Origin of the sequence: Paramagnetospirillum magneticum AMB-1 (genome assembly GCF_000009985.1) — a bacterium.
Lineage (GTDB): Bacteria > Pseudomonadota > Alphaproteobacteria > Rhodospirillales > Magnetospirillaceae > Phaeospirillum > Phaeospirillum magneticum.
The window spans coordinates 2,486,756-2,512,944 of sequence record NC_007626.1; the positions used below are offsets into that span (position 1 = coordinate 2,486,756).

At 66.1% G+C, this 26,189-nt stretch carries 27 protein-coding genes; 13 read left to right on the forward strand and 14 right to left on the reverse strand.

Going from position 1 to position 26,189, the window contains the following annotated elements; all coding sequences use genetic code 11:
* Window positions 1-67 precede the first annotated feature (67 nt).
* Together AMB_RS11555 and AMB_RS26785 are read left to right on the forward strand one after the other, a co-directional pair.
* Window positions 68-859, forward strand: a complete 792-nt coding sequence (locus tag AMB_RS11555; RefSeq protein WP_050750702.1) for an MBL fold metallo-hydrolase — start codon at window positions 68-70, stop codon at window positions 857-859.
* Between the two features lie 155 nt (window positions 860-1,014).
* On the forward strand, window positions 1,015-2,061 hold the full coding sequence (locus tag AMB_RS26785; RefSeq protein WP_011384684.1) for a methyl-accepting chemotaxis protein: 1,047 nt from the start codon (window positions 1,015-1,017) through the stop codon (window positions 2,059-2,061).
* On the opposite strand, the gene AMB_RS11565 is transcribed toward AMB_RS26785, so the two are convergent.
* Window positions 2,043-2,966 (reverse strand): AEC family transporter, encoded by a 924-nt coding sequence (locus AMB_RS11565; protein ID WP_011384685.1) that lies wholly within the window; start codon window positions 2,964-2,966, stop codon window positions 2,043-2,045. The genes AMB_RS26785 and AMB_RS11565 overlap by 19 nt on opposite strands.
* Window positions 2,963-4,180, reverse strand: coding sequence for a glycerate kinase type-2 family protein (locus AMB_RS11570; RefSeq protein ID WP_050750703.1), 1,218 nt, complete (start codon window positions 4,178-4,180; stop codon window positions 2,963-2,965). Before AMB_RS11570 ends, AMB_RS11565 begins: the two co-directional genes overlap by 4 nt.
* Window positions 4,181-4,265: 85 nt before the next feature.
* On the opposite strand from AMB_RS11570, the gene AMB_RS11575 reads away from it, so the two are divergent.
* Window positions 4,266-5,168 (forward strand): dihydrodipicolinate synthase family protein, encoded by a 903-nt coding sequence (locus tag AMB_RS11575; protein ID WP_043744302.1) that lies wholly within the window; start codon window positions 4,266-4,268, stop codon window positions 5,166-5,168.
* Here AMB_RS11575 and AMB_RS11580 read toward each other — a convergent pair.
* Window positions 5,161-5,961 carry an ABC transporter substrate-binding protein gene (locus AMB_RS11580; RefSeq protein ID WP_043744305.1) on the reverse strand — a complete coding sequence of 267 codons (801 nt, stop codon included), beginning with the start codon at window positions 5,959-5,961 and terminating at the stop codon, window positions 5,161-5,163. The genes AMB_RS11575 and AMB_RS11580 overlap by 8 nt on opposite strands.
* Before the next feature lie 98 nt (window positions 5,962-6,059).
* Between AMB_RS11580 and AMB_RS11585 the strand changes: the two genes are divergently transcribed.
* Window positions 6,060-8,147 carry a sensor histidine kinase gene (locus tag AMB_RS11585; protein WP_231848828.1) on the forward strand — a complete coding sequence of 696 codons (2,088 nt, stop codon included), beginning with the start codon at window positions 6,060-6,062 and terminating at the stop codon, window positions 8,145-8,147.
* A 28-nt stretch (window positions 8,148-8,175) separates the two neighbouring features.
* Here AMB_RS11585 and AMB_RS11590 read toward each other — a convergent pair whose 3' ends face one another.
* The gene (locus tag AMB_RS11590; RefSeq protein WP_011384690.1) at window positions 8,176-9,504 is read right to left on the reverse strand and encodes a radical SAM protein; all 1,329 of its coding nucleotides are present in this window, start codon (window positions 9,502-9,504) and stop codon (window positions 8,176-8,178) included.
* 107 nt (window positions 9,505-9,611) lie between these two features.
* Here AMB_RS11590 and AMB_RS11595 point away from each other — a divergent pair, with 107 nt between their 5' ends.
* Window positions 9,612-13,154, forward strand: a complete 3,543-nt coding sequence (locus AMB_RS11595; protein ID WP_231848829.1) for an ATP-binding protein — start codon at window positions 9,612-9,614, stop codon at window positions 13,152-13,154.
* Between the two features lie 86 nt (window positions 13,155-13,240).
* Here AMB_RS11595 and ykgO read toward each other — a convergent pair whose 3' ends face one another.
* Window positions 13,241-13,366 carry a type B 50S ribosomal protein L36 gene (gene ykgO / locus AMB_RS11600; protein ID WP_008614494.1) on the reverse strand — a complete coding sequence of 42 codons (126 nt, stop codon included), beginning with the start codon at window positions 13,364-13,366 and terminating at the stop codon, window positions 13,241-13,243.
* A 146-nt stretch (window positions 13,367-13,512) separates the two neighbouring features.
* Here ykgO and AMB_RS11605 point away from each other — a divergent pair, with 146 nt between their 5' ends.
* Entirely contained in the window at window positions 13,513-14,304 is a 792-nt protein-coding gene (locus tag AMB_RS11605) for an N-formylglutamate amidohydrolase (protein ID WP_070108661.1), read from the forward strand.
* Between the two features lie 55 nt (window positions 14,305-14,359).
* A complete protein-coding gene (locus AMB_RS11610; RefSeq protein ID WP_043744310.1) occupies window positions 14,360-14,623 on the forward strand; it encodes a DUF2312 domain-containing protein in 264 nt (87 codons plus the stop codon).
* Window positions 14,624-14,683: 60 nt separating this feature from the next.
* Here AMB_RS11610 and AMB_RS11615 read toward each other — a convergent pair whose 3' ends face one another.
* The 4 genes from AMB_RS11615 to AMB_RS11630 form a co-directional block, all read right to left on the reverse strand.
* Window positions 14,684-15,094 (reverse strand): dihydroneopterin aldolase, encoded by a 411-nt coding sequence (locus tag AMB_RS11615; RefSeq protein ID WP_011384694.1) that lies wholly within the window; start codon window positions 15,092-15,094, stop codon window positions 14,684-14,686.
* A gap of 63 nt (window positions 15,095-15,157) precedes the next feature.
* Window positions 15,158-15,700 carry a hypothetical protein gene (locus tag AMB_RS11620; protein WP_148207397.1) on the reverse strand — a complete coding sequence of 181 codons (543 nt, stop codon included), beginning with the start codon at window positions 15,698-15,700 and terminating at the stop codon, window positions 15,158-15,160.
* A 58-nt stretch (window positions 15,701-15,758) separates the two neighbouring features.
* Window positions 15,759-16,259 (reverse strand): 2-amino-4-hydroxy-6-hydroxymethyldihydropteridine diphosphokinase, encoded by a 501-nt coding sequence (folK, locus tag AMB_RS11625; protein WP_011384696.1) that lies wholly within the window; start codon window positions 16,257-16,259, stop codon window positions 15,759-15,761.
* Between the two features lie 9 nt (window positions 16,260-16,268).
* Window positions 16,269-16,475 carry a YdcH family protein gene (locus AMB_RS11630; RefSeq protein WP_011384697.1) on the reverse strand — a complete coding sequence of 69 codons (207 nt, stop codon included), beginning with the start codon at window positions 16,473-16,475 and terminating at the stop codon, window positions 16,269-16,271.
* Between the two features lie 91 nt (window positions 16,476-16,566).
* Between AMB_RS11630 and AMB_RS11635 the strand changes: the two genes are divergently transcribed.
* On the forward strand, window positions 16,567-17,652 hold the full coding sequence (locus AMB_RS11635) for an ATP-dependent 6-phosphofructokinase (RefSeq protein WP_011384698.1): 1,086 nt from the start codon (window positions 16,567-16,569) through the stop codon (window positions 17,650-17,652).
* A gap of 3 nt (window positions 17,653-17,655) precedes the next feature.
* Here the strand turns inward: AMB_RS11635 and AMB_RS11640 are convergent, their stop codons facing one another.
* On the reverse strand, window positions 17,656-18,231 hold the full coding sequence (locus AMB_RS11640; protein WP_011384699.1) for a UbiX family flavin prenyltransferase: 576 nt from the start codon (window positions 18,229-18,231) through the stop codon (window positions 17,656-17,658).
* Window positions 18,232-18,364: 133 nt separating this feature from the next.
* Between AMB_RS11640 and AMB_RS24540 the strand changes: the two genes are divergently transcribed.
* Together AMB_RS24540 and AMB_RS11645 are read left to right on the forward strand one after the other, a co-directional pair.
* The gene (locus AMB_RS24540) at window positions 18,365-18,538 is read left to right on the forward strand and encodes a YdcH family protein (RefSeq protein WP_011384700.1); all 174 of its coding nucleotides are present in this window, start codon (window positions 18,365-18,367) and stop codon (window positions 18,536-18,538) included.
* Between the two features lie 319 nt (window positions 18,539-18,857).
* Window positions 18,858-20,774 carry a propionyl-CoA synthetase gene (locus AMB_RS11645; protein WP_011384701.1) on the forward strand — a complete coding sequence of 639 codons (1,917 nt, stop codon included), beginning with the start codon at window positions 18,858-18,860 and terminating at the stop codon, window positions 20,772-20,774.
* Window positions 20,775-20,918: 144 nt separating this feature from the next.
* On the opposite strand, the gene AMB_RS11650 is transcribed toward AMB_RS11645, so the two are convergent.
* From AMB_RS11650 to AMB_RS11665, 4 genes are all read right to left on the reverse strand, one after another.
* On the reverse strand, window positions 20,919-21,146 hold the full coding sequence (locus tag AMB_RS11650; RefSeq protein ID WP_043744316.1) for a hypothetical protein: 228 nt from the start codon (window positions 21,144-21,146) through the stop codon (window positions 20,919-20,921).
* 395 nt (window positions 21,147-21,541) lie between these two features.
* Complete coding sequence (locus tag AMB_RS11655; RefSeq protein ID WP_011384703.1) at window positions 21,542-22,585, reverse strand: CobW family GTP-binding protein; 1,044 nt, start codon at window positions 22,583-22,585, stop codon at window positions 21,542-21,544.
* A 68-nt stretch (window positions 22,586-22,653) separates the two neighbouring features.
* Window positions 22,654-23,052, reverse strand: a complete 399-nt coding sequence (hisI, locus tag AMB_RS11660) for a phosphoribosyl-AMP cyclohydrolase (RefSeq protein ID WP_011384704.1) — start codon at window positions 23,050-23,052, stop codon at window positions 22,654-22,656.
* A 31-nt stretch (window positions 23,053-23,083) separates the two neighbouring features.
* Window positions 23,084-23,995 (reverse strand): zinc ABC transporter substrate-binding protein, encoded by a 912-nt coding sequence (locus tag AMB_RS11665; RefSeq protein ID WP_011384705.1) that lies wholly within the window; start codon window positions 23,993-23,995, stop codon window positions 23,084-23,086.
* A gap of 66 nt (window positions 23,996-24,061) precedes the next feature.
* Between AMB_RS11665 and AMB_RS11670 the strand changes: the two genes are divergently transcribed.
* From AMB_RS11670 to AMB_RS11680, 3 genes are read left to right on the forward strand one after another with little or no spacing between them, the layout of a single operon-like run.
* The gene (locus AMB_RS11670) at window positions 24,062-24,544 is read left to right on the forward strand and encodes a Fur family transcriptional regulator (RefSeq protein WP_011384706.1); all 483 of its coding nucleotides are present in this window, start codon (window positions 24,062-24,064) and stop codon (window positions 24,542-24,544) included.
* The gene (locus tag AMB_RS11675) at window positions 24,541-25,329 is read left to right on the forward strand and encodes an ATP-binding cassette domain-containing protein (RefSeq protein ID WP_011384707.1); all 789 of its coding nucleotides are present in this window, start codon (window positions 24,541-24,543) and stop codon (window positions 25,327-25,329) included. The genes AMB_RS11670 and AMB_RS11675 overlap by 4 nt, the downstream gene beginning before the upstream one ends.
* Complete coding sequence (locus AMB_RS11680) at window positions 25,322-26,104, forward strand: iron chelate uptake ABC transporter family permease subunit (protein WP_011384708.1); 783 nt, start codon at window positions 25,322-25,324, stop codon at window positions 26,102-26,104. Before AMB_RS11675 ends, AMB_RS11680 begins: the two co-directional genes overlap by 8 nt.
* Window positions 26,105-26,189 lie beyond the last annotated feature (85 nt).

A 26,189-nucleotide genomic window follows, 5' to 3' on the forward strand; every position in this document is an offset into this window, starting at 1 on the left:
GCGTGAGGTGCGCTATTCTTGGGCTCTCGGCCCACGGTGGTCAACTCATTACCAGCATGGATGGATCATGACCGGCTTGATGGCGGAAATCACGGCAACCCCGGTGGCCAAGGGGACGCTTGCCCTGTGGTTCCTGGGGCAGAACGGCTGGATGATCAAGTCGCCGGCCGGCAAGGTGCTGGCGGTCGATCCCTATCTTTCCAATTCCTGCCATCCGTCGCGGCGGGGCCTGGATCTCGACCGGCGGGTCCCCATCCTGGTCACGCCCGAGGCGCTGGAGGCCGACCTGCTGCTGTGCACCCACTCGCACAAGGATCACGCCGACCCCGCGACCCTGTGCGCCTGTGCCCGTGGCGGGCGGGTCAAGGCCTTCGCCGGGCCGGGCGATACCCAGGCGGTGTTCGCCGCCGCCGGGGTGGCGGAAAGCCAGCGGGGCCTGACCTGGCCCAATCACGAGATTTTCCTTGAGGATCTGAAGGTTACCGGAACTTTCGCCCTGCCGACCGATGCCGGTGATCTCACCCATATGGGCTTTGTCATCCAGGTTGACGGCGGTCCCTCCCTGTGGATTACCGGCGATACCGCCTGGTGCGACCTGCTGGCCGAGGCGGGGGCGCGGCACCAGCCCGACGCCATCTGCCTGCCCATCAATGGCGGCTATGCCAATCTGTCCCACTGGGACGCGGCGGAGCTGGTCCGCCGGGTGGCGCCGGCCCAGGCCATTCCCTGCCACTGGGACATGTTCGCCGACAATTCCTGCCCGCCGCATCTGTTCGAGGCCTCGCTGAAGGTCAAGGAGGTGCGGGGTGTCTACCGCCTGCCGGAGCATGGGCGGAAGATGGTGATCGAACCCCGGTAGAACCACGTATTTGCCCGATTCTTGGGCGGCTCCCGGACGGGAACCGTGCAGAATTGTTGTGCAGTCTTGATGAAGGTCAAGGGATGCGCCGCCGTCCCGACTGGCATGGGGGTTGCGATGGCTATGCCCGGAAGGTGTGCTTTCGGGAGTGACTTATGATTGAGCAATTGCTTCAGCTGACCGGTGGCGTCGCCGCCGTGGCCGACGACAAGATCATGCGGATCAACGGGATCACCCGTCGCTCGAAGATGCTGGCGCTCAACGCCACCATCGAGGCCCATCGGGTGGGCTCGGCCGGGCGGGGCTTCGCGGTGGTCGCCGACGAGGTCAAGGCCATCTCCAACGAGATCGCCCTGCTGACCGATGCCCTGCAGGGCGAGTTGCGCGGCCGTCTCGGCGAACTGTCGCATTTCGGCGAAAATCTGGCGGCGCAAGTGCGCGAGGTTCAGGGCGAGCGTCTGGCCGATCTGGCTCACAACACCATCGAGGTGATGGACCGCAACCTCTATGAACGGTCCTGCGACGTGCGCTGGTGGGCCACCGACGCCGCGCTGGTGGCCTGCGCCGGCCGCTCGGACGAGCCCGCCGTGGTCGAGCACACCTGCCGCCGTCTGGGGGTGATCCTGGATTCCTATACCGTCTACCTCGACCTCTGGGTGGCCGACGCCCAGGGCCGCGTCGTCGCCAGCGGCCGGGGCGGGCGCTATCCCGGCGTGGTGGGCACCGACGTGTCGGGCGAGGCGTGGTTCCGCGACGCCATGGCGACGAAGAGCGGCGGCGACTTCGCGGTGGCCGACGTGGCCCGGGCTCCCGCCCTGGGCAACGCCATGGTCGCCACCTACGCCACCGCCATCCGCGAGGACGGCGAGGCCGACGGCAAGCCCATCGGGGCGCTGGGCATCTTCTTCGACTGGCAGGCTCAGGCCCAGGGCATCGTCGACGGAGTGCGGCTGGCGCCCGAGGACAAGGCGCGGTCGCGCTGCCTGCTGCTGGATTCGCGGCACCGGGTGATCGCCTCCTCGGACCGCACCGGCGTGCTGAGCGAGACCTTTCCCCTGCGGACCGAGCGGGGCGAGCGCGGCCACTACATGGACCCCACCGGCGTGATGGTCGGCTATGCCCGCACCCCGGGCTACGAGACCTATGACGGCCTGGGCTGGTATGGAGTGATCGTCCAGCGGCTTCAGAACACTCGGGAATAGACCACGGGCAGCCAGACCAGGGCGAACAGGGTACTGACCGCCACGGCGATGGCGGCGCGGTCGGGGTGGATGTTGCGCAAGGAGGCGTGCACCACGGTGACGGCGGCCAGGGGCACCAGGGATTCGATCAGCAGCACCTGGTGCCCGACCCGCCCGAAGACGTGCAGCCAGCCGCGGTCGGCCCAGATGAACCCCAGGGCCAGCATGGGCCACAGGGCGAATTTCAGCGCGAAGGTGAAGGCGGTGAAGCCCAGGTCGATGCGCAGGCTTCTCACCTGCGCCAGACCCAGCCCGACGATCATCATGCCCACCGGCACGAAGCCGCCCGACAGCAGGTCGACGGCCTGCATGGCCGGGATGGGGACCCTGGTGCCGGTGAGGTTGAGGGCGGCGCCCAGCCAGCAGGCATGCAGGCCGGGATATTTCAGCACCCGCAGGATCGCCCCGGTCACCGAGGCTTCGGCGCGGGCCACGGTATAGAAACCCACCGAGTTCTCGTAGGCGGTGGCGCCGAACGAGACCATCACCACATAGGGCAGGGAATCCGGCCCCACCAGGGCCAGGCAGGCGGGAATGCCGAAGAAGCCGGTATTGCCGGTGCCGCTGGTAAAGGCGGCGATGCGCTCGCGCCCGTCCTTCCACAGGCCGCCGGCCACCGGCGCGGTGAGCAGCGCCACCAGCGAGCACAGGCCGAACACTGCGAAGGGCAGCACCAGCAAGGCGCCCTTCAGGTCGGCGGTCACGAAGCCCTTGAACACCACGGCGGGCGACAGCACGAACAGGGCGAGGCGGCCGAGATCCTGTCCCTTGACCTCGCAAAACCGGCCCAGCAGAAAGCCGATGCCCATCAGCAGGTAAAGCGGCACCAGTTTCAGCGCCAGGGCCGTGTCGAAAGGCAGGGTCATCGCACCAGCACCGCCCGGAAGTCGTTGACGTTGGTCAGGGTCGGCCCGCACTTAACAAGGTCGCCCAACGTATTGAAAAATCCGTATGAATCGTTCTGGTTAAGGTAAGACTCAAGGTTAAGTCCCAACGCCCGCGCCCTCTCTGCGGTGTCGGGCGTGATGACCGCGCCGGCATTGTCCTCGGAGCCGTCGATGCCGTCGGTGTCGCAGGCGATGGCCTCCACGCCCTGGGTGTCCTTCAACGCCAGCGCCAAGGCCAGGGCGAATTCGGCATTGGGGCCGCCCTTGCCCTGGCCCCGGATGGTGACGGTCGCTTCGCCGCCGGACAGGATCACCGCCGGCATGGGCACCGGCTGCTGGTGGGCGCGGATGGATTTGACGATTCCGGCCATCACCCTGGCCATCTCGCGGGCTTCGCCCTCCAGGGCATCGCCCAGCAGCAGCGGCATCAGACCAGCCCGCGCCGCCACCAGGGCGGCGGCCTCCAGCGAGCGCTGCGGCGTGGCGATCAGGCGGTACTCGCCAGGGGGAAGGCTCTTCGGGGTCTCGGCGGCCGGATCGTTCAGCCGGGCGGCAATGGCGGGCGGCGGCGCGATGCCATAGCGGGCCAGCACGGCGCGGGCCTCGGCCAGGGTGGTGGGATCGGCCACCGTGGGGCCCGAGGCGATCACCGACGGGTTGTCGCCGGGCACGTCGGAAATGGCCAGGGTCACCAGCCGCGCTGGGGCGGCCAGGGCGGCGAGGCGGCCGCCCTTGACCGCCGAGAGGTGCTTGCGCACGCAATTGATTTCGCCGATGGCGGCGCCCGAGCGCAGCAAGGCCCCGGTCAGGGCCTGCTTCTCGGCCAGGGTGATGCCCTCGGCCGGGCGGGCCAGCAGGGCCGAACCGCCGCCCGAGATCAGGCACAGCACCAGATCGTCCGCTCCCACGCCGGCCAGCAGGTCCATCATGCGGCCGGCGGCGTGCTCGCCCGCCGCGTCGGGGACCGGATGGGCGGCCTCCACCACCTCGATTCGCCGGGTGGGGACGCAATGGCCATAGCGGGTGACCACCAGGCCGGACAGCGGCCCTTGCCAATGGTCCTCCACGGCGCGGGCCATGGCGGCGGCGGCCTTGCCGGCGCCGATCACCAGGGTGCGGCCGGGCGGCGGAGCGGGAAGGGCGGGCGGCAGGCAGGCGGAAGGCTTGGCCGCTTCGACCGCCGCCTCGAACATGCGCCGGAGAATGGTCGTCACTGGACTCTGGCTCCCTTTGCGGGCTCAATGGTCATACCGGCCCAGTAGACAGCGGAAACGATCCATGAGCAATCCCGGTACGTTGGACGGCGTTCTCGCCCCCATCCTCACCCCCTTCACCAATGCCCTGACGCCCCATGTTCCGCTGTTCGTCGGCCTCGCGCACCATCTGATGGGGCAGGGTCTTGGACTGGCGCCGTTCGGCACCACCAGCGAAGGCAATTCCCTGGGGGTGGAAGAGAAGGTCGAACTGCTCGACGCCCTGGCCGAAATCGGCCTGAACATGGCCCGCGTCATGCCGGGGACCGGCTGTTGCGCCCTGACCGATTCGGTGACGCTGACCTCTCATGCTGTCAACCTGGGTTGCGGCGGTGTGCTGATGCTGCCGCCCTTCTATTACAAGAACCCCAGCGAGGACGGGCTGTTCGCCTCCTTCGCCGAGGTGATCGAGCGGGTCGGGGATTCCCGCCTCCGGGTCTATCTCTACCATTTCCCCCAGCAGAGCCAGATTCCCATCAGCCATGGCCTGATCGAGCGGCTGCTGGCCGCCTACCCCACCACCGTGGTGGGAATCAAGGATTCCTCGGGCGATCTGGCCAATATGGAAGGCATGTGCCGGGCTTTTCCCGGCTTCAAGGTGTTCTCCGGGACCGAGCGCCTGATTCTGCCGGTGATGCGGGCGGGTGGCGCGGGGTGCATCAGCGCCAACGCCAACATTCATGGCCCGGCCATGCTGGAGCTGTGGCGCCGCTGGCGGGAGCCGCAGGCCGAGGCCTTGCAGAAGGATCTCGAAGGCTTCCGCGCCATCATGGAAGGCATGCCGCTGATCGCCGCCCTGAAGGCCCTGACGGCGCGGCGCACCGGCGATTACGGCTGGCGCCGGGTGCGGCCGCCGCTGATGGCTCTGCCGCCCGATGCCGAGATCGAGTTGGTGGACCGGCTGGCCAAGGCCGGGATCGCTATTTGAGATCGACGATAGCCTCGAGGCCATTGGCCTTGGCGGCGGCCAGCAGGCGGCCGTCGGTCTTGGCGCGCGCGACGAAGGAATCGACCGCGTCCAGCCACTCGCCGTCACCCGGCGCCATGGCGTAGGCGTAGGGGCTGGGGGCCAGCGGCGTGGGCGGAGTCAACAACTTCGCCCAGTCGTGCCGGGCCAGCATCTTGCGGCTGAAGGGGTAGTCGGTGACGAACAGGTCGGCGCGACCGCTCATCACTTCCTGCTCGCGCGCCTCGGGGGTGGCCACCTCCAGCAGCCGAGCTTTCTTCAGCTCTTCCTTCATCACGCCCACCATGAACGTCCCGGAGGCGGCGGCAACCACCACGCCGTCACGGTCGATGTCCGACCATTCCTTGACCACCGGATTGGTCTTGCTGGTAATGGCGAAGATGCCGCTGCGCAGGTGCGGACGAGTGAAGGCGAGCTTTTCCTGTCTCGCCGGCGTAATCGCGACGGCGTGCATGGATATGTCACACTTGTCCGAAAGCAGATCGTCAATCATGGTCTTGAATGAGGAATCGACAAAGCGTACCTGTACTCCCAGGTCCTTGCCCAATTCCTGGGCCATGTCGATGTCGATCCCTTCCAGATTTCCCGTCCGGGTATTGCGGTAGGAGATGGAGTAGTAGTCGGGCCAAATACAAACCCTGAGCTCGCCGGCCTGACGAATTTTTGCCAGCTTTCCGCCGGGCGCGGCGGCCAGGGGCTGCGCTCCCAGGACCAGGAGCGAAAAGGCGGCAATCAGGCTGGCGAATCTGTACATTTTTGTCCTCCGATACGGATGTATTATGCTATTCCACATAAGTCATGCAAGCCGCTAACCCCATAACACCCGAGGAATCCCGACCGGCAAATGCTTCGGTGGATCTTGGCAGTGTGCCGGTCAACCCGGTATTTTCCAGGCGTCTGATCAGCGCTGTGGTGGTGTTCGGCGTCGGCATGGCCTTGGCTGTGGCCGTCTCCACCACGCTGGGATTGCTGGCCGGGCGCCAGGAGGCCATTAGCGGCGCCGAAGCCGTCGCCCGTAATTTGTCGCGCAGCCTGACAGAATCGGTGGAACGCTCGATAAATTCCATCGACGTCACCTTGGCCTCGGTCGCCGAGCTGGCTTTGGAGCAGGGCATGAAGGCGAAGGGCTTCGACCTGCGGGCGCCAGTGGCCCAGCGCCTGACCTTTATCCCCTATTTGCGCCAGATTCTGGTGGTTCGCGCCGATGGCGCCGTACTGTTTGATTCCGCCGATCAATCCGATGGACGTTCTCTGGATCTTGGTGGGTTGCTGGCCGAGCACGAGCGCCTGCCCAGGCCGCTGGTGATCGGTCTTCCGGTGGACGGCCGGTTCATCGGCGCGGGTACTCGAGGGGGCGGGCACAGGACAATTCCGGTCAGTCGGGCCATTCGCGGAGCCGAAGGCCGAATCCTTGGGCTGGTGATCGGCGCGGTCAATCCCGACTACTTTGTTGCCAGCTTCCAAGGGATCGAGGCTGAATCCGGCGCCCATACCCACCTCTGGCGTTTTGACGGCTTGCTGCTGGCCGGGGCTGGCGGATCGGACGATTTCCATCAGGACCGGGGCAGCGACAATCCGCTGTTCACCCGCTACCTGAAAGAGGCCGAGATGGGGACCTTCCTCGGCACCTGGGGGGATGGCGAGACCTGGATCACCAGTTACCGCACCACATTGTCGTGGCCTTTGGTGGTCAGCGTCAGCATTTCCCAAAATACCGCGCTGGAGGGCTGGACGCGCAGCGTCGAGACCATTGCCTGGCCGGTGGCGGCGGTGACGCTGATCGTGCTGGGCCTGACCGCAGCCATGGCAGGGATGCTGCGCAAGCGCGGGCGCGACGAAGCCCGGCTGCGCCTGTCGGACATGGTGCTGTCCAATGTTTCCAACGGGGTGACCATTGCCGAGGTGGGGCGGGGAGATCTGCCGCTTATCTACGCCAATCCCGCCTTCGAGCACATCACCGGGTATCTGGCCAAGAACGTTCTGGGGCGCAATGCCCGTTTCCTGCACGAGTTCGATCCGGGCCAGCCGGGGCTGGACGATATTCGGGCCGCCCTGGCTGAAGGGGTTCCGGTCTCGGTTGTCCTGCGCAACCAGCGGGCTGACGGCACATTGTTTTGGAATCAGCTTTCGCTTTCCCCCATGCGCGGGACGGACGGAAAGCTGACCCATTGGGTTGGCGTGCAGCGCGACATCACCGAGCAGGAGGAGGCCCGCGCGTCCCTGGCCAAGGCCTACGACGACGTGGCTCATTACAGCGAGGATCTAGAGCGCTTTTCCTTCGTTCTGGCCCACCATCTCCAGGAGCCGGCGCGGCAGATGCGGCTTCAGGCCCAGGTTCTGCTCCAACGCATCGAGGACATGCCCGATACCGGGGCGGAACAGCCCGCCCATCTGATCATCGAGGCCGCCAAGCGGCTGGTGGACATCTTGCGCGACGTTCAGGCCTATCTGGCCATCGAGCGCCAGCCGGTGGCCGGTGGGACCGCGTCGTCTGAATCGGCCCTGGCCGCCGCGCTCAACCGCTTTATCGACAGCGAGAGGATCGGTCCGGTCACGGTGGAGAGGGGGCTGTTACCCCGCGCCGGCGTGCCGCAGAAATACCTGGATGACCTGTTTGAGATCCTGATCGAGAACGCCGTGCGGTTCCGCCATGCCGAACGGCCCCTCCATCTGCGGATCGGGGCCGAAAGCCATCCCGACGGCTGGCTGTTCAAAGTCGAGGACAACGGCATTGGCATCGATCCCGGTTACCACGAGAGGGTTTTCGTGGCGCTGGAACGGCTGCATACCGGAACGACCTATGGCGGTACCGGCATCGGCCTGGCCATCGCCCGCAAGATCACCGAGACGCTGGGCGGACGCATCTGGGTCCAGTCCGACGGCACAAGCGGCACCGCCATCCTGTTCACCCTGCCCATGACCCCGGGCGGGGTGGTCTGAGACCCGATCTCACCCGAAGGGCCCGATCTTACCCGAAGGGATCGTCGCACTTGCCGCACATGGGGACATGGCGGACATCGCCCCGGCGGAAGGCCTCCAGGATGGCGCCATAGGCCGGGCCGCGGCGGATATCGCCCAATCCCTGCTCCATGATATTGCCGATCTTCAGTTGGGCGTTGGAATCGTAGCAGCCGCAGGCCGTCACCGTGCCGTCGCAGAACACGCCCACCGCCTTGAGAAACAGGCGGCACGGCATCAGGCGATGGGGGCCGATATTTTTCAGCGACCAGACGCCGTGAGACTCGTGAAAGGTACCGCATTGGACCGAGCCGCCGAAATTGTTGGCCGGCACGGTCCACACGTCGGTGATACCCTGGGAGGCGAGGAAGGCTTTGGTGCGGCGCAGGTTGTCCTGCCAGTCGCCCAGCGCCACCGCCTTGACGGCGAAGCGGGTGGGGGTGTCCTTCAGCGCCTTGTGGATGGCCTTGAGGTTGACCATGGTGCGCTCGAACTTGGAGCCCACATAGACGCCCTCGTAGCTTTCCGCATCCCAACCCGCGAAGGAGAATTGCAGATAGGCGAGGCCGACCTTGGCCAGCCGGGCGATCTTGTCCGGCGTGAACGGCGTGCCATTGGTGACGATGCCCACCTGGAACCCCTCGGCCACGGCCCGCTCGAGCATCTCGAAGACGCGAGGGTGCAGGAAAGGCTCGCCCTGACCGGCCAGGATATGCATGGTCTTGATGCCGCAGGCCTTGCCCTCGGCGATCACCCGCTCGAAGACCGCGTCCTCCATGAAGCCGGAATTATCCTTCCAGATCTCCCAGCCGCACATGGTGCAACGCAGGTTGCAGCGGCGGCTGAGCTGGACGTAAAGCTCGTAGGGCACCAGTTGGCGGCGCTCGGCCGGGGCAATGATCAGGGCGCGGGCCTTGGCCAGATGGGGGGCGGCTTCGGCGCCTCGCCCGGCCTCGTCCAGGGCGATACCCAGCAAATAATGAATTCGTCCCGATTGTGGCTGGACCAGAGCCGCCGCCTCGAGCAAGGGCAGGGATTCGGCGGGGCGGCCCTGCTCGACCAGGGCACCGGCCAGGCCGACCATGGTGTCGAGATGGCCGGGAACGGCGGACAGCACCCGGCGGAACAACGCTTCCGCCTCGGTGGGGCGTTGCCGCATCAGCAGCAATCCGGCGCGGCGATAGTCACATTCGGGATGGCCGTCGGCCTTGGCCAGGGCGGCGATGGCTTCGTCCAGCAATTGCCCGTCGGCGAGGCGCAGCGCCTGGGCCAGGGCGTGGGCCGGATCGACCGGCTTGATCTTCTTCTTTGGCGGCTTCATGACGGGGGAGACTAACACCGGCACCTCCCGGCTTTCCATGGTGGTGTTGTCTGGGGCATTATGCGCCGGGGAATTGGATGGGGGAGACTGGGGTAGTGCCGGGCGTGTCAGGCGACGACAGGATAATGGGCCACGACCATCGGACCGGCGGCCGCTGGCGCTTTGGCATTCGTGCCAAGCTGGTGGTGGCGGTGGGTACCGTGGCCGGCATGATCATGGTGGCCAGTCTGCTCACCTGGTTCAGTTATTCCGAGATCGAGCGCCTGCTGGCGGCCGTGACGCGGACCAACCTGCCCAGCCTCTCCAACGCGCTGAAGCTGTCCGAGGCCACCGCGCGGCTGGCCGCCGCGGCACCGGCCCTGGACGGCTCGCAATCCCAATTCCAGCGCCAGAGCAATTTCGTGGCGCTGCAGCAGCAGACCGAGCGCCTGCTCGCTCTGGTCGATCATCTGGCGGGCTCCATCGGCGATGCCGGCCGGGTGGAGGAATTGCGCTCCATGATCGCCGCCTTCGCCGACAATGTGGTGGACCGCAATATCCTGGTGGACAAGCGGCTGCAACTGGCCGAACGCAGCCGGGCCCAGGCGGAGATCATCAGCCAGCTCGACGTGGAGGTTCATCGCGCCATGGGCGGTCTGGTGGGCGATCCTGCCCTGGCCACGGTGGTGCTGGCCTCCAATTACCTGCGCGAGACGGTGGTGGCGGGCAATCTGGAAAAGGTCGGCGACCTGCGTGCCGCCTATGAGGAGCAGGTGCGCTATCTCGCCGAACTGGTGGATGCCTCGGGGGCGCGTACGCCCAGGACCCGCGATCTGACGCGCCGCGTCCTGGCGTTGGGGACCGGGCCGGAAAACGTGTTCGAGCTGCGCACCCTTCAGATGCTGACCATCGCCCGTCTGGCCGCCGCCAATGACGAGGGGCGCGACCTGGTGGCCCGCACGTCCTCCTCGGTCGGACGGCTGGTCTCGGCGGCCGAGGCCGAGGCGGCGGAAAACGAGCGTCGGACCGAGGCGGCGGTATCCAGCGGACGAACCACCATGCTGGTGGTGGCCATGCTGACCTTCTTTGGTCCGCTGCTGTTCATCTGGCTGTATCTGGGACGCAGCGTGGTGGCCCGTCTCGCCGGCCTGGCCTCGTCCATGCACGCCATCGCCGAGGGCGATTTCCAGGCGCCGATTCCCGGCCAGGGCAACGACGAGATCACCGATATGGCCGCCGAGCTGGCGGTGTTCCGGGACGCCATGGCCAAGCTGCAGGAATCCAGCGAAGCCCTGATCGAAAGCGAACGGCGTCTGCGCCGCATTCTCGACACCTCGCCCCTGGCCCTTGCCATCTCGCGGGTCTCGGATAATGCCATCCTGCTGGTCAATCCCCGCTGGTCGGAGCTGTACCGTCTGCCCAAGGGGCGGGCCCTGGGCATGACCGTGGCGTCCTGCTATGCCGACCCGGCCAATCGGGCGCGGCTGGTGGAACTGGTCAGGAAGCGCGGCTTCGTCAGCGGATTCGAGTGCCGCATGCGGGCCAGCGACGGCCACGAGTTCTGGGCCATGCTGTCGGCCGCCGAGATCGAGATGGACGGCGAGCCCGCGGTCATCGCCTCGTCCACCGACATCACCCGGCACAAGGAAGAGGAAGCCGCCCTGGCCGAGGCCAAGAAGGTGGCGGAGGAGGCCAGCCAGGCCAAGTCGTTGTTCCTCGCCACCATGAGCCATGAAATCCGCACTCCCATGAACGGCGTGCTGACCATGGCGCAATTGCTCGAAGACATGCCGCTGCCGGCCGAGCAGCGGGAAATGGCCCGCGTCATCCGCGATTCCGCCACCTCGCTGCTGACTATCATCAACGATATCCTGGATTTCTCCAAGATCGAGGCCGACAAGCTGCAGTTGGAACTGGTGGACCTGTCCCTGTCCGAGGTGGTGGAGGGAGTGGCCGACCTCCTGACCATCCGCGCCCAGGAAAAGGGCATCAGCCTCATCACCTTTGTCGATCCCGCCCTGACCGACATGGTGGTGGGCGACCCCATCCGCCTGCGTCAGATCATCACCAATCTGGCCGGCAACGCCATTAAGTTCACCGACAAGGGCTATGTGCGCATCGCTGTCCGCGCCCTGGACCCGCGCGAGCGGCCGCTGCGGCTGGAGTTTTCCATCACCGATACCGGCATTGGCCTGGATTCGGAGCAGCAGGCCCGCCTGTTCGAGCCGTTCATGCAGGCCGACATCACCATCTCGCGGCGCTACGGCGGCACCGGGTTGGGTCTGTCCATCTGCCGTCGCCTGGTGGCCATGATGGGCGGCGAGATCGGCGTGCGCAGCAACGTGGGGCAGGGCTCGACCTTCTGGTTCCAGGTGCCCCTGGAGCCCGCCGAGGTCGAGGCTGAGCCGCCGCTCGACCTGTCGGGCATCGCCGTGCTGGTCCTGGCGGAGGGGCCGGTGGCGGCGGAATGCCTGCGCCAATATCTCGGCCATCTCGGTGCCCAGGTGGCGGTGGTGGCCTCGGCCGAGGGCGCCGTGGCCGCGGTGCGGGCTGCCGCCCTGGCCGGTTGGACCTATGACGTGGCCCTGCTGGACGGCGGCCAGGACTTCCGCCTGCGCCTCGGCGTGGCCGGCGCCCTGATGACCGCCGCCGGGCCTGACCTGGAGTTGAAGGTGGCCATGCTGGTGGCCCAGGACGCCTTTGCCGCCGTGGCCTCCGAGGTCAAGGCCGCCGGGCTGTATGCCGTGCTGCCCAAGCCCATCCGTCGCCGCCAGCTCTGGCGCAATGTAGCGGTCGCCGTGGGGCGCGCCACGCCGGAGGCCGAAGCCGCCGACGGTACCGGTGCCGAGGAGGGCTGGCGTCCTCCCACCATGGAGGAAGCCGCCGCCGCCGGCGCCCTGATCCTGGTGGCCGAGGACAATCCCACCAACAAGGTGGTCATCCGCCATCTGATGGAGCGCCTGGGCTATGCCATCGAGGTGGTGGGCAATGGCACCGAGGCGTGGGAGCGCATGCAGATCCGCGATTACGGCCTGCTGCTTACCGACTGCCACATGCCCGAGATGGACGGCTATGAACTGACCCAGCGTATCCGCGAATGGGAGGTGGAGACCGGCCACGACCTGCCCATCGTGGCGCTCACCGCCGATGCCCTGGCCGGGACCGCGCGGCGCTGCCTGGACAGCGGCATGAACGCCTTTTTGGCCAAGCCCATTGATCTGGTCCAGCTGGATTCCACCATTCGCCGTCTCTTGCCGACGGCGGTTGGGCTGCGGCGGCGGCGTTCGGGCGGCGGGGAGGGAGCCGCGGCCCCATTGCCGGCGGCCATACCTGTCGCCCCGCCCAAGGACGAGGCGTTGCTGCCTGTTCTTGACCTGACCCCGATGCGGCAGATTTTCGGCGATATCGGTGATGAGGTGAGGGAGCTCCTGGCGCTGTTCGTCGACACGACCCGGCCGCTGGTGGTGGATTTGGGCGATGCGCTCCAGGCCGGTGACGCCCTGGCGGCGCGCGAGGCGGCCCATTCCGCCAAGGGGGCGGGCAACAGTGCCGGTGCCTTCCGCTTCGCCAAGCTGTGCGCCGAGGCCGAGGCCGCCAGCGCCGCGTCGGACCTGGCCACCGTCCTTGCGCTTTATCCCGCCCTGGAAGGGGCCTTCGACGAGGCGGCCCAGGCCATCGCGGCGGTGTGACAATGTGAGAAAAAGAAAACCGCGCTCCGTGAGGAGCGCGGCTTGCTTCGATCTTAAGCCTGTAAGGGCAGATCGGCGGCCGGGCCTTAGCCCTGGCGAGCCTTGAAGCGGGGGTTCGTCTTGTTGATGACGTAGACCCGGCCCTTGCGGCGAACGATGCGGCAATTCTTGTCGCGCAGCTTGGCCGACTTCAGCGAGTTACGAATCTTCATGGTCCGACTTCCTAAAGCGTAATTGTCGCCGAAACGACGTCACTTGGGTTCGCAAGCGCGAGGCCGGGAAAATACGGAAAGCGGCGGGGGCTGTCAACAGCTCGTGAAACGTTTTTTTCCGAATTTTCCAAGTTATACTCTCTTTCATGCTGAAGTTCATTCCCGATCCCCACGGAACCCCCGTCGCCTTCCACTCCCTGGACGGCGGAGTGCAGGCGCGCGTCCTGGTGGTTTGCGACCATGCCTCGGCGGCCATTCCCGCCGGCCTGGGCGATCTCGGCCTGGACGACGTGGCGCGGAACAGCCATGTGGCCTGGGATATCGGCGCCGCCCGGGTGGCCGTTCTGCTGGCCGAGGCCCTGGGCTGCCCAGCGGTTTTGTCGGGGGTCAGCCGGCTGGTCATCGATTGCAATCGGCAGCCGGGCGATCCGTCCTCCATTCCCGCCACCAGCTGCTGCATCAGGGTACCCGGCAACGAGGGCGTGGACGAGGCTGAGGCGGATGCCCGCGCCCGCGACTGGTTCTGGCCCTACCATACCGAGATCGGCGACCGCGTCGCCCATCTCTGGCGGGGCGGCACCGCCCCGGCATTGGTGGCGATACACAGCTTCACGCCCTGTATCGACGGCCAGATGCCGCGTCCCTGGCATGTGGGCGTCCTGTGGAACCGCGATCCCCGCATGGCGGCGCCGGTGCTCGCGGCCCTGAGGGCGCGGGGCGATCTGGTGGTGGGAGACAACCAGCCCTATTCGGGGCGTGAGATCAATTATACCCTGGACACCCATGCCGGCGTGGTCGGCCTGCCCAACGTCTCGTTCGAGATCCGCCAGGACCTGCTGGCCGACGAGGCCGGGTGCCGGCGCTGGGCCAAAATCCTGGTCGAGGCCTTGGGCGGCGTTTTGGCCGATGATGGGCTGTACCGCGCCGAGGTCTATTGAATCCCGGCGGGGCCTTGGATATGGTCTGGACCCATTTCGACCGAGGAGCGTGTCCATGAGCGACGAACAGAACACCAGCCAGATCGGCGGCATCGCGGCCGAGGCGCTGCGCCAGTTCATCGACCGCATCGAGCGGCTGGAAGAGGAAAAGAAGGCGCTGGCCGCCGACATCAAGGACGTCTACTCCCAGTGCAAGTCCCAGGGCTTCGACACCAAGATCATCCGCAAGATCGTGGCATTGCGTAAGCGCGACCGTCAGGAGCGCGAAGAGGAACAGCAGATCCTCGACCTCTACCTCGCCGCTCTGGGCGAGGCATAAGGACGACGGGCTTATGACCCGAACCCATCCGGGGCATCTGCCCCGGGCGGGTCTGGAGCGCTACTTGCGCCCGCGCTCGATCTCGATGCCCACCGAGGCGGCCTCGGCATAGACATCGAGCTTTTCCACCCGGATGCGGGCGGTTTCCACCCGCTCATCGACGAGACAAAGATCGGCGATCTTTTCCGCCAGGGTCTCCACCAGATTTATGTGACCTTCGGCCAGCATGGCCTTGATGCCGTCGATCACGTCCTCGTAGGACACCACGTTGGCGATGTCGTCGCTTAGAGGCCCGGCCTGTTCCAGCACGCTCATGTCCACATTGATGCGCACCCGCTGGGGAGCGAGCAACTCATGGGCGTGGATGCCGATCAAGCATTTGAGCACCAGATCGCGAACCAGGATACGGTAAAGGCGGCGAACCGGTGCTTCGCCCGGCTGGGTCTCGGCTTGACTGCGCTGCACGAACACTTGGATCTTTCCTCAGGCTGGGAAAGCAGGGTCATAGCGCTTCCCGAGCGCCGGGCGCAAGTGTCAATGACTGGCAACATGACACGGGGTGCAGCGAACCTGATGTGTGCGGAAGGGAAGGTCGTCGGCGAAGATGCCAAGACGGTCCAATGCTTCGCTGGCCGGTTGCCATTGGTTTCCGACCTTGATCCGCCCGCATTCGGGGCACAGATCCACGTTGACCGGCAACCCCAGGTGGCGTCTTTGGAAGAGGCTGGGCTCCTGCTGCTCCACGGCGATGGCGCGGCTGGAAAACCGGATGCCGCCGCAACTCGTGGGCATCATGGCCATGGACATCATCCGCTTGGTGCCGGGATCGTCGCAGCGGAAGGTGAAGCAAACTCCAACTCCTGTCCGGCGAATCTCGGCGATCAGGGCGCGGTACACGTCGGCGACATTGCCGTCGCCCAGCAAGTCCCAGAGGGAGCGGCTGAGGACGTCCCGTTGCCGGGTTCCCTTCGGCCAGCCCAGGCCAAGGGAAACGACGCGGTCGCGGCCGCATATCTCATAGGTCAGAGCATCGGGCGCGTCCCGGATCGGTTCGCAAATTTGAAACAAGCCTCTCATCGGCAATCCTAAACACCCTTGGCTTATGCCATATGGATGTGGTTGCTTGGCCTGTCGGCTACAAGGTCATAGACGTCAGGGGGCCGAGTCGGTGGATATCGCCGGGGCCGGGGAGTCCCTGCAGCAAGGCTAAGATACTGACTCCCAAGGTAGGGTGACGCACCTCCCCGGCAATCTCGGCCAGAGGGGCGAGGGCGAAGTGCCGTTCGTGCAGCCGGGCGTGAGGCAGGGTGAGTATTTCACTCGCCATCACCATATCGGCATAAAGAAGGATGTCGAGATCAATCAGGCGCGGCCCATAGCGCACCGAGGCGACCCGGCCAAGCTCGTCCTCCATGGCCTTGAGGTGGGCCAGAAGTTCCAGCGGGGCAAGGCCGGTCTCCAGCGCCACGGCCATGTTGAGAAAGGCCGGCTGGTCGATGACGTAAAGCGGCGCCGTCTCCCACACCTGGGAATAGGCGGCGATCGCTCCGACAGTTCCAAGGGCGTCAATGGCGGCGCGCAGATTGGCGGGCCGGTCGCCCAGGTTGGTGCCGAGGCCGAGATGAACCAGTGTCATGGCGAAATATCAGGCGATGATGTCGGGGATCAGGATGTTTTCCAGCCGCGTGATCTCGTCCTTGAGGTGCAGCTTGCGCTTTTTCAGCCGCTGCAGGCGCAACTGGTCGAACGGCGCCCCGTCGGCAACGCGGGAAATCACGTCGTCCAGATCGCGGTGCTCGGTCTTCAATTCCGCCAGCTGACGGCGGACTTCATCAAGATTGTCATCGATCATGGCTGGACGCCGCTAGGATTAAGTGGCTAGACGGTAGCAGAACTCGGCCGGAAACGGTATGGGTAAGGTAGGACAAAGAGGAGGGCGGTGAATGACGGCCAAGCGTATCGGAATTCTGACCAGCGGCGGCGACTGCGCCGGGTTGAACGCGGCCTTGCGCGCGGTGGTTCATCGTGCCATCCGCAATTACGGCTGGAAGGTGTTCGGCATTCGCGACGGCAGTCTCGGGCTCATGAACCGTCCCCTCAACTACGTGGAATTCGACCTGAAGTCGGTGGGCGACGACATGCTGCGCCTGGGCGGCACCATTCTCGGCACCATCAACAAGGGCGATCCCTTCGCCTATCCCATGCCCGACGGGTCCAAGAAGGACCGCTCGCAGGATTTCGTCGACGGCTACAAGGAACTGGGCATAGAGGCGCTGGTGGTGATCGGCGGCGACGGTTCCATGCGCATCCTCAACGAGCTGTGCCGCAAGGGCGGCATCCCCATGGTGGGCATTCCCAAGACCATCGACAACGACGTGGCCCAGACTGACTACGCCATCGGCTTCGCCACGGCGCTGAACGTGGCGGGCGAGGCCATGGACCGACTGGCTCCCACGGCGGCCAGCCATCACCGCGTGATGATCCTGGAGGTCATGGGCCGCGACGTGGGCCATATCGCCCTTAATGCTGGCATCGCCGGCGGCGCCGACGTGGTGCTGATCCCCGAGATTCCCTATACGCTGGAAGGCATTGCCAAGAAGATCGCCGAGGTCCGGGACGAGGGGCGCAACCACGCCCTGATGGTGGTGGCCGAGGGCTGCAAGACCGAGACGGGCGAATCGGTGACCACGCTGCAGAGCGGCGGACAGGCCCGCTATGGCGGCATCGGTCAGTATCTGGCGGCCCGGCTGGCCGAGACGGTGGAGGCCGAGACCCGCGTCACCGTGCTGGGCCATGTGCAGCGCGGCGGCATGCCGGCCATGCGCGACCGCATCATCGCCTCGGCCTTCGGCGTCTATGCCGTCGATTTGATCGCCCAGGGCAAGCTGGGCCGCATGGTGGCCTGGCAGCATGGCCAAGTGGTGGACGTGCCGATCACCGACGTGGCCGGCATCACCCGGGCCATCGATCCCTACGGCACCCTGGCGCAGACGGCCCGCGGCCTGGGCATCTATATCGGCGAGATGTAGGCGCTATTCCCCCCAGCGCCGGATGGTGCCGCAATCCAGGCCGAACAGGTCGAGCATGCGTCCGACGCTGTGCTCGACCATATCGTCCAGACTCTCGGGTTTGGCGTAGAAGCCGGGGACGGGGGGCGCGATCACCGCGCCCATTTCCGACAATTGCAGCATGGAGCGCAGATGGCCGGTGTGCAGCGGGGTCTCGCGCACCATCAGCACCAGCCGGCGGCGCTCCTTCAGGGCTACGTCGGCGGCGCGGGTCAGCAGTGACGTGGTCACCCCGGTGCTGATCTCGCTCATGCTGCGGATGGAGCATGGCGCCACGATCATTCCCAGCGAGCGGAACGAGCCCGAGGCCGGTGCGCCGCCGATATCCTCGGCCTTGTACCAGCGGCTGGCCAGGGCGCGGACCTGGGCGACCTTCAGGTCGCTTTCGTGGGACAGCGTCACCTCGGCGGCGCGGCTCATGACCAGATGGGATTCCACCCCCAGCCGGGCCAGCATCTCCAGGACGCGGATGCCATAAATGACCCCGGAGGCGCCACTTATTCCTACGATCATGCGGGTCGGCGGGGCGTTCAAGGGCATTGGTCCTTGGCTGGTGATCAGGCTAGGGCAAGAACCTTAGTCCAGGTGGGCGGCCAGGGCAATTTCCCTGCTGACAATCGTGTGACAGGAGGAATAAGATTCCAGGGTTACTCATCCCTTAGGGAGGACCGTAATGAGCCTTCATGACCGTGCTGAGTCCTTGAAAGCCAAGCATGCCGCTCTGGAAAATGCCATTGAGATGGAAACCAGACGCCCGCTGCCCGACAATACCCAGATCCACGATCTGAAACGCAAGAAACTCCTGATCAAGGACGAGCTGAGCCGCATCGGCTCCGGACCTCACTGAGGAAGGCGAGCAAGGGGCCGGGTTTCCGGCCCCTTTTTTCATGGCGATCCCGGCCGGGGTCCGGGTATGGCCGACTTCACGAAATTCGACATTTGCACAGAAATGGCGGGAAATTGCGAACCTTGCAAATAGGTGAGCGTCTCGCCACAACTCATTGCGGTGGAAGGAAAAAATTGTAGGTTAGGCCGTGATCTGAAATCGCCCCCGCGTCCTTGCAATGCACCTTTGCAAAATTTGCCGGGTTGCGGCATTCTCCCCCCTCAGACGGAGGGGCAAAAGCCCCCCACGGGAGAGTGGCAAAGCAGAGGACCTGTCCGACATGACCAACGCATACCAGCAAGCTTACGAGAAGTCGCTGAAGGACCCCGAGGGGTTCTGGGGTGAGGCGGCCAAGGAAATCCATTGGTACAAGACCTGGGACAAGGTCCTGGACGATTCCAAGAAGCCGTTCTATCGCTGGTTCGTCGGTGCCGAGACCAACACCTGCTACAACGCCGTCGACCGCCATGTGGAGCAGGGCCGCGGCGCGCAGACCGCCATCATCTATGACAGCCCCGTCACCAGCACCAAGCGCAAGATCAGCTATGACGAGCTGAAGGACCAGGTGTCGCGCCTGGCCGGCGCCATGGCCGCCCTGGGCGTCGCCAAGGGCGACCGCGTCCTTCTCTACATGCCCATGGTTCCCGAGGCCGTGGTCGGCATGCTGGCCGTGGCCCGCCTGGGCGCCATCCATTCCGTGGTGTTCGGCGGCTTCGCTCCCGCCGAGCTGGCCACCCGCATCAACGACGCCAAGCCGAAGGTGATCCTCTCGGCTTCCTGCGGCATCGAAGGCTCGCGCGTTATCGCCTACAAGCCCATGCTGGACGAGGCCATCGCCCTGTCCGAGCACAAGCCGGGCCACACCATCATGCTGCAGCGCCCGCAATCGGTCGCCGTGATGGACAAGGCCGGCGACCTGGACTGGACCGAGGTCTGCGCCAAGGCCAAGCCCGCCGACTGCGTGCCGGTCCTGGCCACCGATCCCCTGTATATCCTCTATACCTCGGGCACCACCGGCCAGCCCAAGGGCGTGGTCCGCGACAATGGCGGCCACATGGTCGCCCTGATGTGGTCCATGAAGTATGTCTATGACATCAAGCCGGGCGAGGTGTTCTGGGCCGCCTCGGATGTGGGCTGGGTCGTCGGCCACTCCTATATCTGCTACGCCCCGCTGCTCAACGGCTCCACCACCGTGGTCTACGAGGGCAAGCCGGTCGGCACCCCCGATGCCGGCGCCTTCTGGCGCATGATCAGCGAGTACAAGATGGCCTCGCTGTTCACCGCCCCCACCGCCTTCCGCGCCATCAAGCGCGAGGACCCCAACGGCGAGCTGCTCAAGAAGTACGATCTCACCGGCTTCCGCGCCCTGTTCCTGGCCGGCGAGCGCTCCGACCCCGATACCATCAACTGGGCGCGGGAAAAGCTGAAAGTGCCGGTGGTCGACCACTGGTGGCAGACCGAGACCGGTTGGGCCATCGCCGCCAATTGCCTGGGCCTGCACGAATTCCCCATCAAGCCCGGCTCGCCCACCAAGCCGGTTCCCGGCTGGGGCCTGGAAGTGCTCGACGAAGGGCACCAGCCCTGCGAGGCCGGCAAGGTTGGCTCGCTGGTCGTGCGCCTGCCGCTGCCCCCCGGTGCCCTGCTCACCCTGTGGAATGCCGACCAGCGCTGCATCGACAGCTACTATTCGGAATTCCCCGGCTGCTACAAGACCGCCGATGCCGGCATGATCGATGAGGATGGCTACGCCTACATCATGTCGCGCACCGACGACATCATCAACGTGGCCGGTCACCGCCTGTCCACCGGCGGCATGGAAGAAGTGCTGGCCAGCCACCCCGACGTGGCCGAATGCGCCGTCATCGGCGTGGCCGACCAGCTCAAGGGCCAGCTGCCGCTGGGCTTCATCTGCCTCAAGGCCGGCGTGACCAAGCCCCACGACCAGGTCATCGCCGAAGTCGTCAAGCTGGTGCGCGAGAAGATCGGCCCCGTCGCCGCCTTCAAGACCTGCACCGTGGTCAATCGTCTGCCCAAGACCCGCTCGGGCAAGATCCTGCGCGGCACCATGCAGAAGATCGCCGACAACCAGGACTTCAAGATGCCCGCCACCATCGACGATCCCTCCATCCTGGACGAGATCGGCGAATCCCTGGAAAGCGTAGGCTACGCCAAGGCCCGCAAGGAAGCCGTGGAGTAAGTCGCCCCGTCGCGACGACGAAACGTAGCGGCCCCCGGAGAAATCCGGGGGCCGTTGTCGTTGGGAGAGGGCGGTAAAAGGGAAAAAGGGGCGAGGGGGCTTGGGCTTCTTAAGCCTGACGCGGGCCGCTCCGGTGAAGCGCGTCTAATTCACCCGCTTTGCGGCCGTGGGTTTGGCATGTTCGGCCAGCCAGGCGTCGATCTGGTGCAGGCGGATGTCGCATTCGCCGCGCTGCTCGCAGTCATCGCGGTGAAGGCATTCGTGGACCACCGAGGCAGTGCAGCGGACCAGTTCCGGGTCGCTGTGGCGGCCCGCCCATTTCATCGCCAGTTCAAGCCCTTGCAGGCAGGTGCAATCGAGGCCGCGGCCCATGGCTATCTCCCGAAAGGAGGATCGTCGCGACATCATATCGCCAAATAGGCGGCGTTGTATCGCTCGTGTCCGGGCGCATAAGTATAGTAGCCACACTATACCGCATACCAAGGACATAGGCAAAAAATCCGCCCCGAACCATGGGTCGGGGCGGTGGAAGTTGCTTAGAGAGGGAGGCTGACCTCGGGGGAGGCCAACATCTGGAATAAGACTAACAAGCAGCTTTCGGCCCGTCAAATGATTTTAAGGTGCGATGCGGTAATTCCGAGTGATTTGCTCTGGGAAAGGGGGCCGTCAGCGGAGTGTGCCGTGACACCGCCTTGTTTTCATTGATGAATAAAAATGGGGTCCGGGGCATTTGCCCCGGCTGGGCTTGGGCGAGAGCCCAATATCACTCAGGATGTTCCACTATCCTCAAGCGCCAGCACACCCTTCAGCAGGTCCTCCACCGCCTGACGCGACAGGTCGCGGGTGATGAAGACGATACGGGTCCGATGATCGTCGTCGGGCCAGCCGGGCAGGGGGGCCGGCGGATGAAAGACGTGCTGCACCCCGTGAATGGCCAGGGGATCGGCGGATTCGCGGGCATTGACGATGCCCTTGATGCGTAGCAGGTTTTCGCCCCGCGATGAGATCATCAGCTCCAGCGCGAAGCCCAGCGCCGTCCAGGAGACCGGTTCGCTGGCGGTGAAGACGAAGGCCTGGATATGGGCGTCGTGGCGATTGGCGTCGTGATGGTGATGATGGTCGTGATGGGCATGCTGGTGGGCGCGATAGGCCTCTTCGTTCAGCCAACCGGCCACATCGGGAATTTTACTTCCCGGATTGAACAGGCCAGCGTCAAGAATATCGCTGGGGTCCAACTTGCCCTGCATGGCCAGGATGATAGGGGCTGCGGGATTGAGGCGGCGCAGGCGGGCGCGCAGGACCTCCACCGCCACCGGATCGGCGATGTCGGCCTTGGTCAGCACCAGACGATCGGCCACGGCCACCTGCTTGACCGCCTCGGCCTGGGCATTGAGAGTCCGCTCGCCGTTGACCGCATCCACCGTGGCGACGATGCCGTCCAGCTTATAGCGGCCCGAGATCAGCGGATCGCTCATCAGGGTGTGGATGATGGGGGCGGGGTCGGCCAGCCCGGTGGTCTCGATGATCATGCGGTTGAACTCGGGAATCTCGCCCCGCACCCGCTTGATGAACAGATCGCGCATGCCCTCGACCAGATCGCCGCGCACCGTGCAGCACAGGCAGCCCGATTGCAGCAGCACCACATCCTCGGCCACCTGGCGCACCAGCAGGTGATCCAGCCCCACGGCGCCGAACTCGTTGATCAGCACGGCGGTGTCGGCCAGCCCGGGCTGGGCCAGAAGGTGGTTGAGAAGGGTCGTCTTGCCGCTGCCGAGAAAGCCGGTCAGGACGGTGACGGGGATGAGACTCATGCATGCAACTCCAGTTTATGGGCTGCCGCCCATACCCGCTTGGGGCCGAGGGCCCCAAACCCCATTCATTACTTCTTGTAAAGCTCGTCGGGAGACACCTGCACCTTCGCCACCTCGGTCAGGCCTTCGGGGCGGGCGGCGGTGTAGAAGCAGGTGCGGCGCCCGGTGTGGCAGGCGACGCCGTCCTGATCGACCTTCAACAAGATGGTGTCGCCGTCGCAATCGATCAGGAAGTCCTTGAGGCGCTGTTGCTGGCCCGAGGTCTCGCCCTTGCGCCACAACCCGCCGCGCGAGCGCGAGAAATAGCAGACCCGGCCGGTCGCCAGGGTCTCGGCCACGGATTCGGCGTTCATCCAGGCCATCATCAGCACCTCGCCGGTATCGTGCTGCTGGGCGATGGCGGGCACCAGGCCGTCGGCGTTGAACTTGATCTTGGCGAGAACGGCGGCGCTGTCGATGGCGGACATGATCGATACCTCTTGGGATGGGAGACCATCCTTAACGGGCGGCAAGGCACTCGGCAAGGGCGCTGGCGAGTCCCCGCATCTGCTGCACATAGGAGTCCCGGCCGGCGGGCACAAGCAGACCTTCGGGGTCCAACTGGCCCAGCCTCGCCCCGGCGGCCTCGGCCAGCATGGCCGCGGTGGCGGAGGGGGCTCCGGGCTCACCGAACACGCAGGTGGCGCCGGCGGCCTTGAGGCGATCGCGCAACTGGGCCATGCGCCTGGCGCCCGGCGGACGTTCGGGGTCCACGGTGATGGCCCCGGCGGCACTCAGGCCGTAACGGGCCTCGAAGTACTGGTGGGCGTCGTGAAAGACCACGTAGGGACGCTTGGCCACCGGGGCGAGGCGGGCCGACAGTTCGGCGTCCAACTCGGCGAGGCGGTGCTTGAGGGCCTCTGCGTTGGCGGCATAGCGCGCCGCATTGGCGGGGTCGAGGCTTCCCAGCCGCTCGGCCACGGCACCGGCCAGCAGGGCGGCGTTGCGCGGGTCCAGCCAGACATGGGGATCGGTCTCGTCTTGCCCGTGGTGATCGCGGTGGGCGCCATGCTCGTGGGCGTCCCAGGCGCCGCCTTCGCGGGTGTCCAGGCGGATCAGGCCGGGCAGCGACAGCATGGACAGGCCGTCCTTGCGCCGCGCCATGCCGCGCTCCAGCCAGGATTCCAACGGGGGGCCGACCCAGACCACCAGCTTGGCCTTTTCCGCGGCGCGGGCGTCCGAGGGCTTCATGGCATAGCCGTGGGGCGAGGCGCTGCCCGAGACGATCAAGCCCGGCTCGCCAATCCCCTCCATCACCGCCGCCACCAGGGAATGCAGCGGCTTGATGCTGACCAGCACGGCCGGAACCTCGGCATGGGCCGGGGCGGAAAGGCCGAACAGGACGAGGGCGGCGGCCAGGGTCTTCCGCATGGGGGCGCTCCGTGTCATGATGGAAAAGATGGAATGTTATAATATAACAAATCGACGGCGGCAAGGATGAGCTTTCCGGTTCCTCAACATGATCATGGCGCCTGCATTCGCGCCGCCCTGGCGGCCGCCGAGGAGGAATGCCGGCGGCGCGGCGCCCGGCTGACCGATATCCGCCGCCGGGTTCTTGAACTGGTTTGGGGCTCCCACCGGCCGGTGGGAGCCTACGCCCTGCTGGATACCATGGCCAAGGAGGGGTGGTCGGCGGCCCCGCCTACCGTCTACCGCGCCCTCGACTTCCTCCAGGCCCATGGCCTGGTGCACCGGATCGCCCTGCTCAACGCCTTCATCGGCTGCGCCCATCCCGGCCATGTCCATGCCGGGCAATTCCTTCTGTGCGCCGAATGCGGCATGGCCGTGGAGCTGGAGGACGCGGAGGTGGACGGAGCCATCGGTCGCGCCGCCGGGCGCCTGGGCTTTTCCGTGTCGCGCCAGACCATCGAGATCGAGGGGCTGTGCGCCCGCTGCCGCGAGGGGGGCGGGGCGTCATGAGCCTGCTCAACCTGTCCGGGGTGCGGCTTTCCCATGGCGGGCATCTGGTGCTTGACAGGGTCGACCTGACCGTCGATGCCGGCCGCATCATCACCGTCGTCGGCCCCAATGGCGCGGGCAAGTCGTCTCTGCTCAAGGTGGCGCTGGGGCTTCTGCGCCCCGATGCCGGCACGGTGGAGCGCGGCGCCAAAGTGATCGGCTATGTGCCGCAACGCCTGGATATCGGGCGGTTGCTGCCGCTGTCGGTCCGGCGGTTTCTGGCCATGGCGGTGGCGGAGCGTCCGCCGGCCGGGCGGCTGGAAGAAACGCTGGACCTGGTCGGCGCCGGTCATGTGCTGGGGCGCCAGGTGGTCGATCTGTCCGGCGGCGAGATGCAGAGGGTGCTTTTGGCCCGCGCTCTCTTGCGCCGGCCCGACCTGCTGGTCCTGGACGAGCCGGTTGGCGGCGTCGACGTGGCGGGGCAGGCGGAGCTTTACGACCTCATCACCGGTCAGGCCCGCGAGCACGGCGTGGGGGTGCTGATGGTCTCGCACGATCTGCACGTGGTGATGGCCGCCACCGATCACGTGGTCTGTCTCAACCGTCATGTCTGCTGCGCCGGGCATCCGGAAACGGTCAGCCGCCATCCGGAATACCTGGCGCTGTTCGGTCCGCGCGTCGCCGCCAGTCTGGCCATCTATACCCATGCCCATGATCACGGGCATGGGGCCGACGGCTCGGTGCTGCCCCTGGCCGAGGGCGGAGGAGAGCCTCACACTCACGGACCGGGGTGCCGCCATGGATGACTTCCTGCTGCGTGCCCTGATGGCCGGCGCGGCGGTGGCCCTGGTGGCCGGGCCGCTGGGCTGCTTCATCGTCTGGCGCCGCATGGCCTATTTCGGCGATGCCTTGGCCCACTCAGCCCTGCTGGGCATCGTAGCGGGATTGCTGCTGGGCGTGGCGCCCCTGGTGGGGGTGGTGGCCTTGTGCGTCATCGCCGCGGTGATCCTGTCGCGGGCCGAGGCCGACCGGAGCGCCGGAGGGGACAGCCTGCTGGGCATCCTGGCCCATGGGTCGTTGGCCCTGGGGCTGGTTCTGCTCTCGCTCATGGATCGGGTGAGGGTCGATCTGATGGGGTGGCTGTTCGGCGACATCCTGGCGGTGACCGCGTCCGACATGGCCTGGCTTTGGGGCGGCGGGGCGGTCGTCCTGGCCGTGCTGGGCTGGCAGTGGCGCAGCCTGATCGCCGCCGCCGTGGACGAGGATCTGGCCGTGGTCGAAGGGCACAAGGTCGCTCGCTCCCGGATGCTGCTGATGCTGCTGGTGGCGTTGGGGGTTGCCGCCGCCATGAAGGTGGTGGGCGTCATGCTGGTGACCGCCATGCTGATCATTCCGGCGGCGGCGGCGCGGCGGCTGTCGCGCACCCCGGAGCGCATGGCCGTGCTGGCCGCCCTGGCCGGGTTGATCGCCGTGGCGCTGGGTCTGGGCGGAAGCTGGGTGTGGGATATTCCGTCGGGTCCGAGCATCGTCACTGTGGCCACGGCGCTTTTCCTGTTGTCGCGTACCATTTCCAGGCGATAAACCGTCTTGATGGCCTTGCCGATTACCCAAGGCGGTGCCATCATCGGCTTTCCGTACCGGTATTGGGGGAGGCCACGCTCCAGAA

Coding starts and splice junctions, on each gene's coding strand:
- AMB_RS24540 (WP_011384700.1), top strand. CDS start 18,365: ATGAGCCTTCATGACCGTGCTGAGTCCTTGAAAGCCAAGCATGCCGCT.
- folK (WP_011384696.1), bottom strand. CDS start 16,259: ATGACACTGGTTCATCTCGGCCTCGGCACCAACCTGGGCGACCGGCCC.
- AMB_RS11670 (WP_011384706.1), top strand. CDS start 24,062: ATGAGCTTTCCGGTTCCTCAACATGATCATGGCGCCTGCATTCGCGCC.
- AMB_RS11605 (WP_070108661.1), top strand. CDS start 13,513: ATGCTGAAGTTCATTCCCGATCCCCACGGAACCCCCGTCGCCTTCCAC.
- AMB_RS11565 (WP_011384685.1), bottom strand. CDS start 2,966: ATGACCCTGCCTTTCGACACGGCCCTGGCGCTGAAACTGGTGCCGCTT.
- AMB_RS11645 (WP_011384701.1), top strand. CDS start 18,858: ATGACCAACGCATACCAGCAAGCTTACGAGAAGTCGCTGAAGGACCCC.
- AMB_RS11555 (WP_050750702.1), top strand. CDS start 68: ATGACCGGCTTGATGGCGGAAATCACGGCAACCCCGGTGGCCAAGGGG.
- AMB_RS11680 (WP_011384708.1), top strand. CDS start 25,322: ATGGATGACTTCCTGCTGCGTGCCCTGATGGCCGGCGCGGCGGTGGCC.
- AMB_RS11640 (WP_011384699.1), bottom strand. CDS start 18,231: ATGCCCTTGAACGCCCCGCCGACCCGCATGATCGTAGGAATAAGTGGC.
- AMB_RS11665 (WP_011384705.1), bottom strand. CDS start 23,995: ATGCGGAAGACCCTGGCCGCCGCCCTCGTCCTGTTCGGCCTTTCCGCC.
- AMB_RS11675 (WP_011384707.1), top strand. CDS start 24,541: ATGAGCCTGCTCAACCTGTCCGGGGTGCGGCTTTCCCATGGCGGGCAT.
- AMB_RS11630 (WP_011384697.1), bottom strand. CDS start 16,475: ATGATCGATGACAATCTTGATGAAGTCCGCCGTCAGCTGGCGGAATTG.
- AMB_RS11595 (WP_231848829.1), top strand. CDS start 9,612: ATGGGCCACGACCATCGGACCGGCGGCCGCTGGCGCTTTGGCATTCGT.
- hisI (WP_011384704.1), bottom strand. CDS start 23,052: ATGTCCGCCATCGACAGCGCCGCCGTTCTCGCCAAGATCAAGTTCAAC.
- AMB_RS11650 (WP_043744316.1), bottom strand. CDS start 21,146: ATGGGCCGCGGCCTCGATTGCACCTGCCTGCAAGGGCTTGAACTGGCG.
- AMB_RS11635 (WP_011384698.1), top strand. CDS start 16,567: ATGACGGCCAAGCGTATCGGAATTCTGACCAGCGGCGGCGACTGCGCC.
- AMB_RS11575 (WP_043744302.1), top strand. CDS start 4,266: ATGAGCAATCCCGGTACGTTGGACGGCGTTCTCGCCCCCATCCTCACC.
- AMB_RS11570 (WP_050750703.1), bottom strand. CDS start 4,180: ATGTTCGAGGCGGCGGTCGAAGCGGCCAAGCCTTCCGCCTGCCTGCCG.
- AMB_RS26785 (WP_011384684.1), top strand. CDS start 1,015: ATGATTGAGCAATTGCTTCAGCTGACCGGTGGCGTCGCCGCCGTGGCC.
- AMB_RS11580 (WP_043744305.1), bottom strand. CDS start 5,961: ATGTACAGATTCGCCAGCCTGATTGCCGCCTTTTCGCTCCTGGTCCTG.
- AMB_RS11620 (WP_148207397.1), bottom strand. CDS start 15,700: ATGAGAGGCTTGTTTCAAATTTGCGAACCGATCCGGGACGCGCCCGAT.
- ykgO (WP_008614494.1), bottom strand. CDS start 13,366: ATGAAGATTCGTAACTCGCTGAAGTCGGCCAAGCTGCGCGACAAGAAT.
- AMB_RS11610 (WP_043744310.1), top strand. CDS start 14,360: ATGAGCGACGAACAGAACACCAGCCAGATCGGCGGCATCGCGGCCGAG.
- AMB_RS11655 (WP_011384703.1), bottom strand. CDS start 22,585: ATGAGTCTCATCCCCGTCACCGTCCTGACCGGCTTTCTCGGCAGCGGC.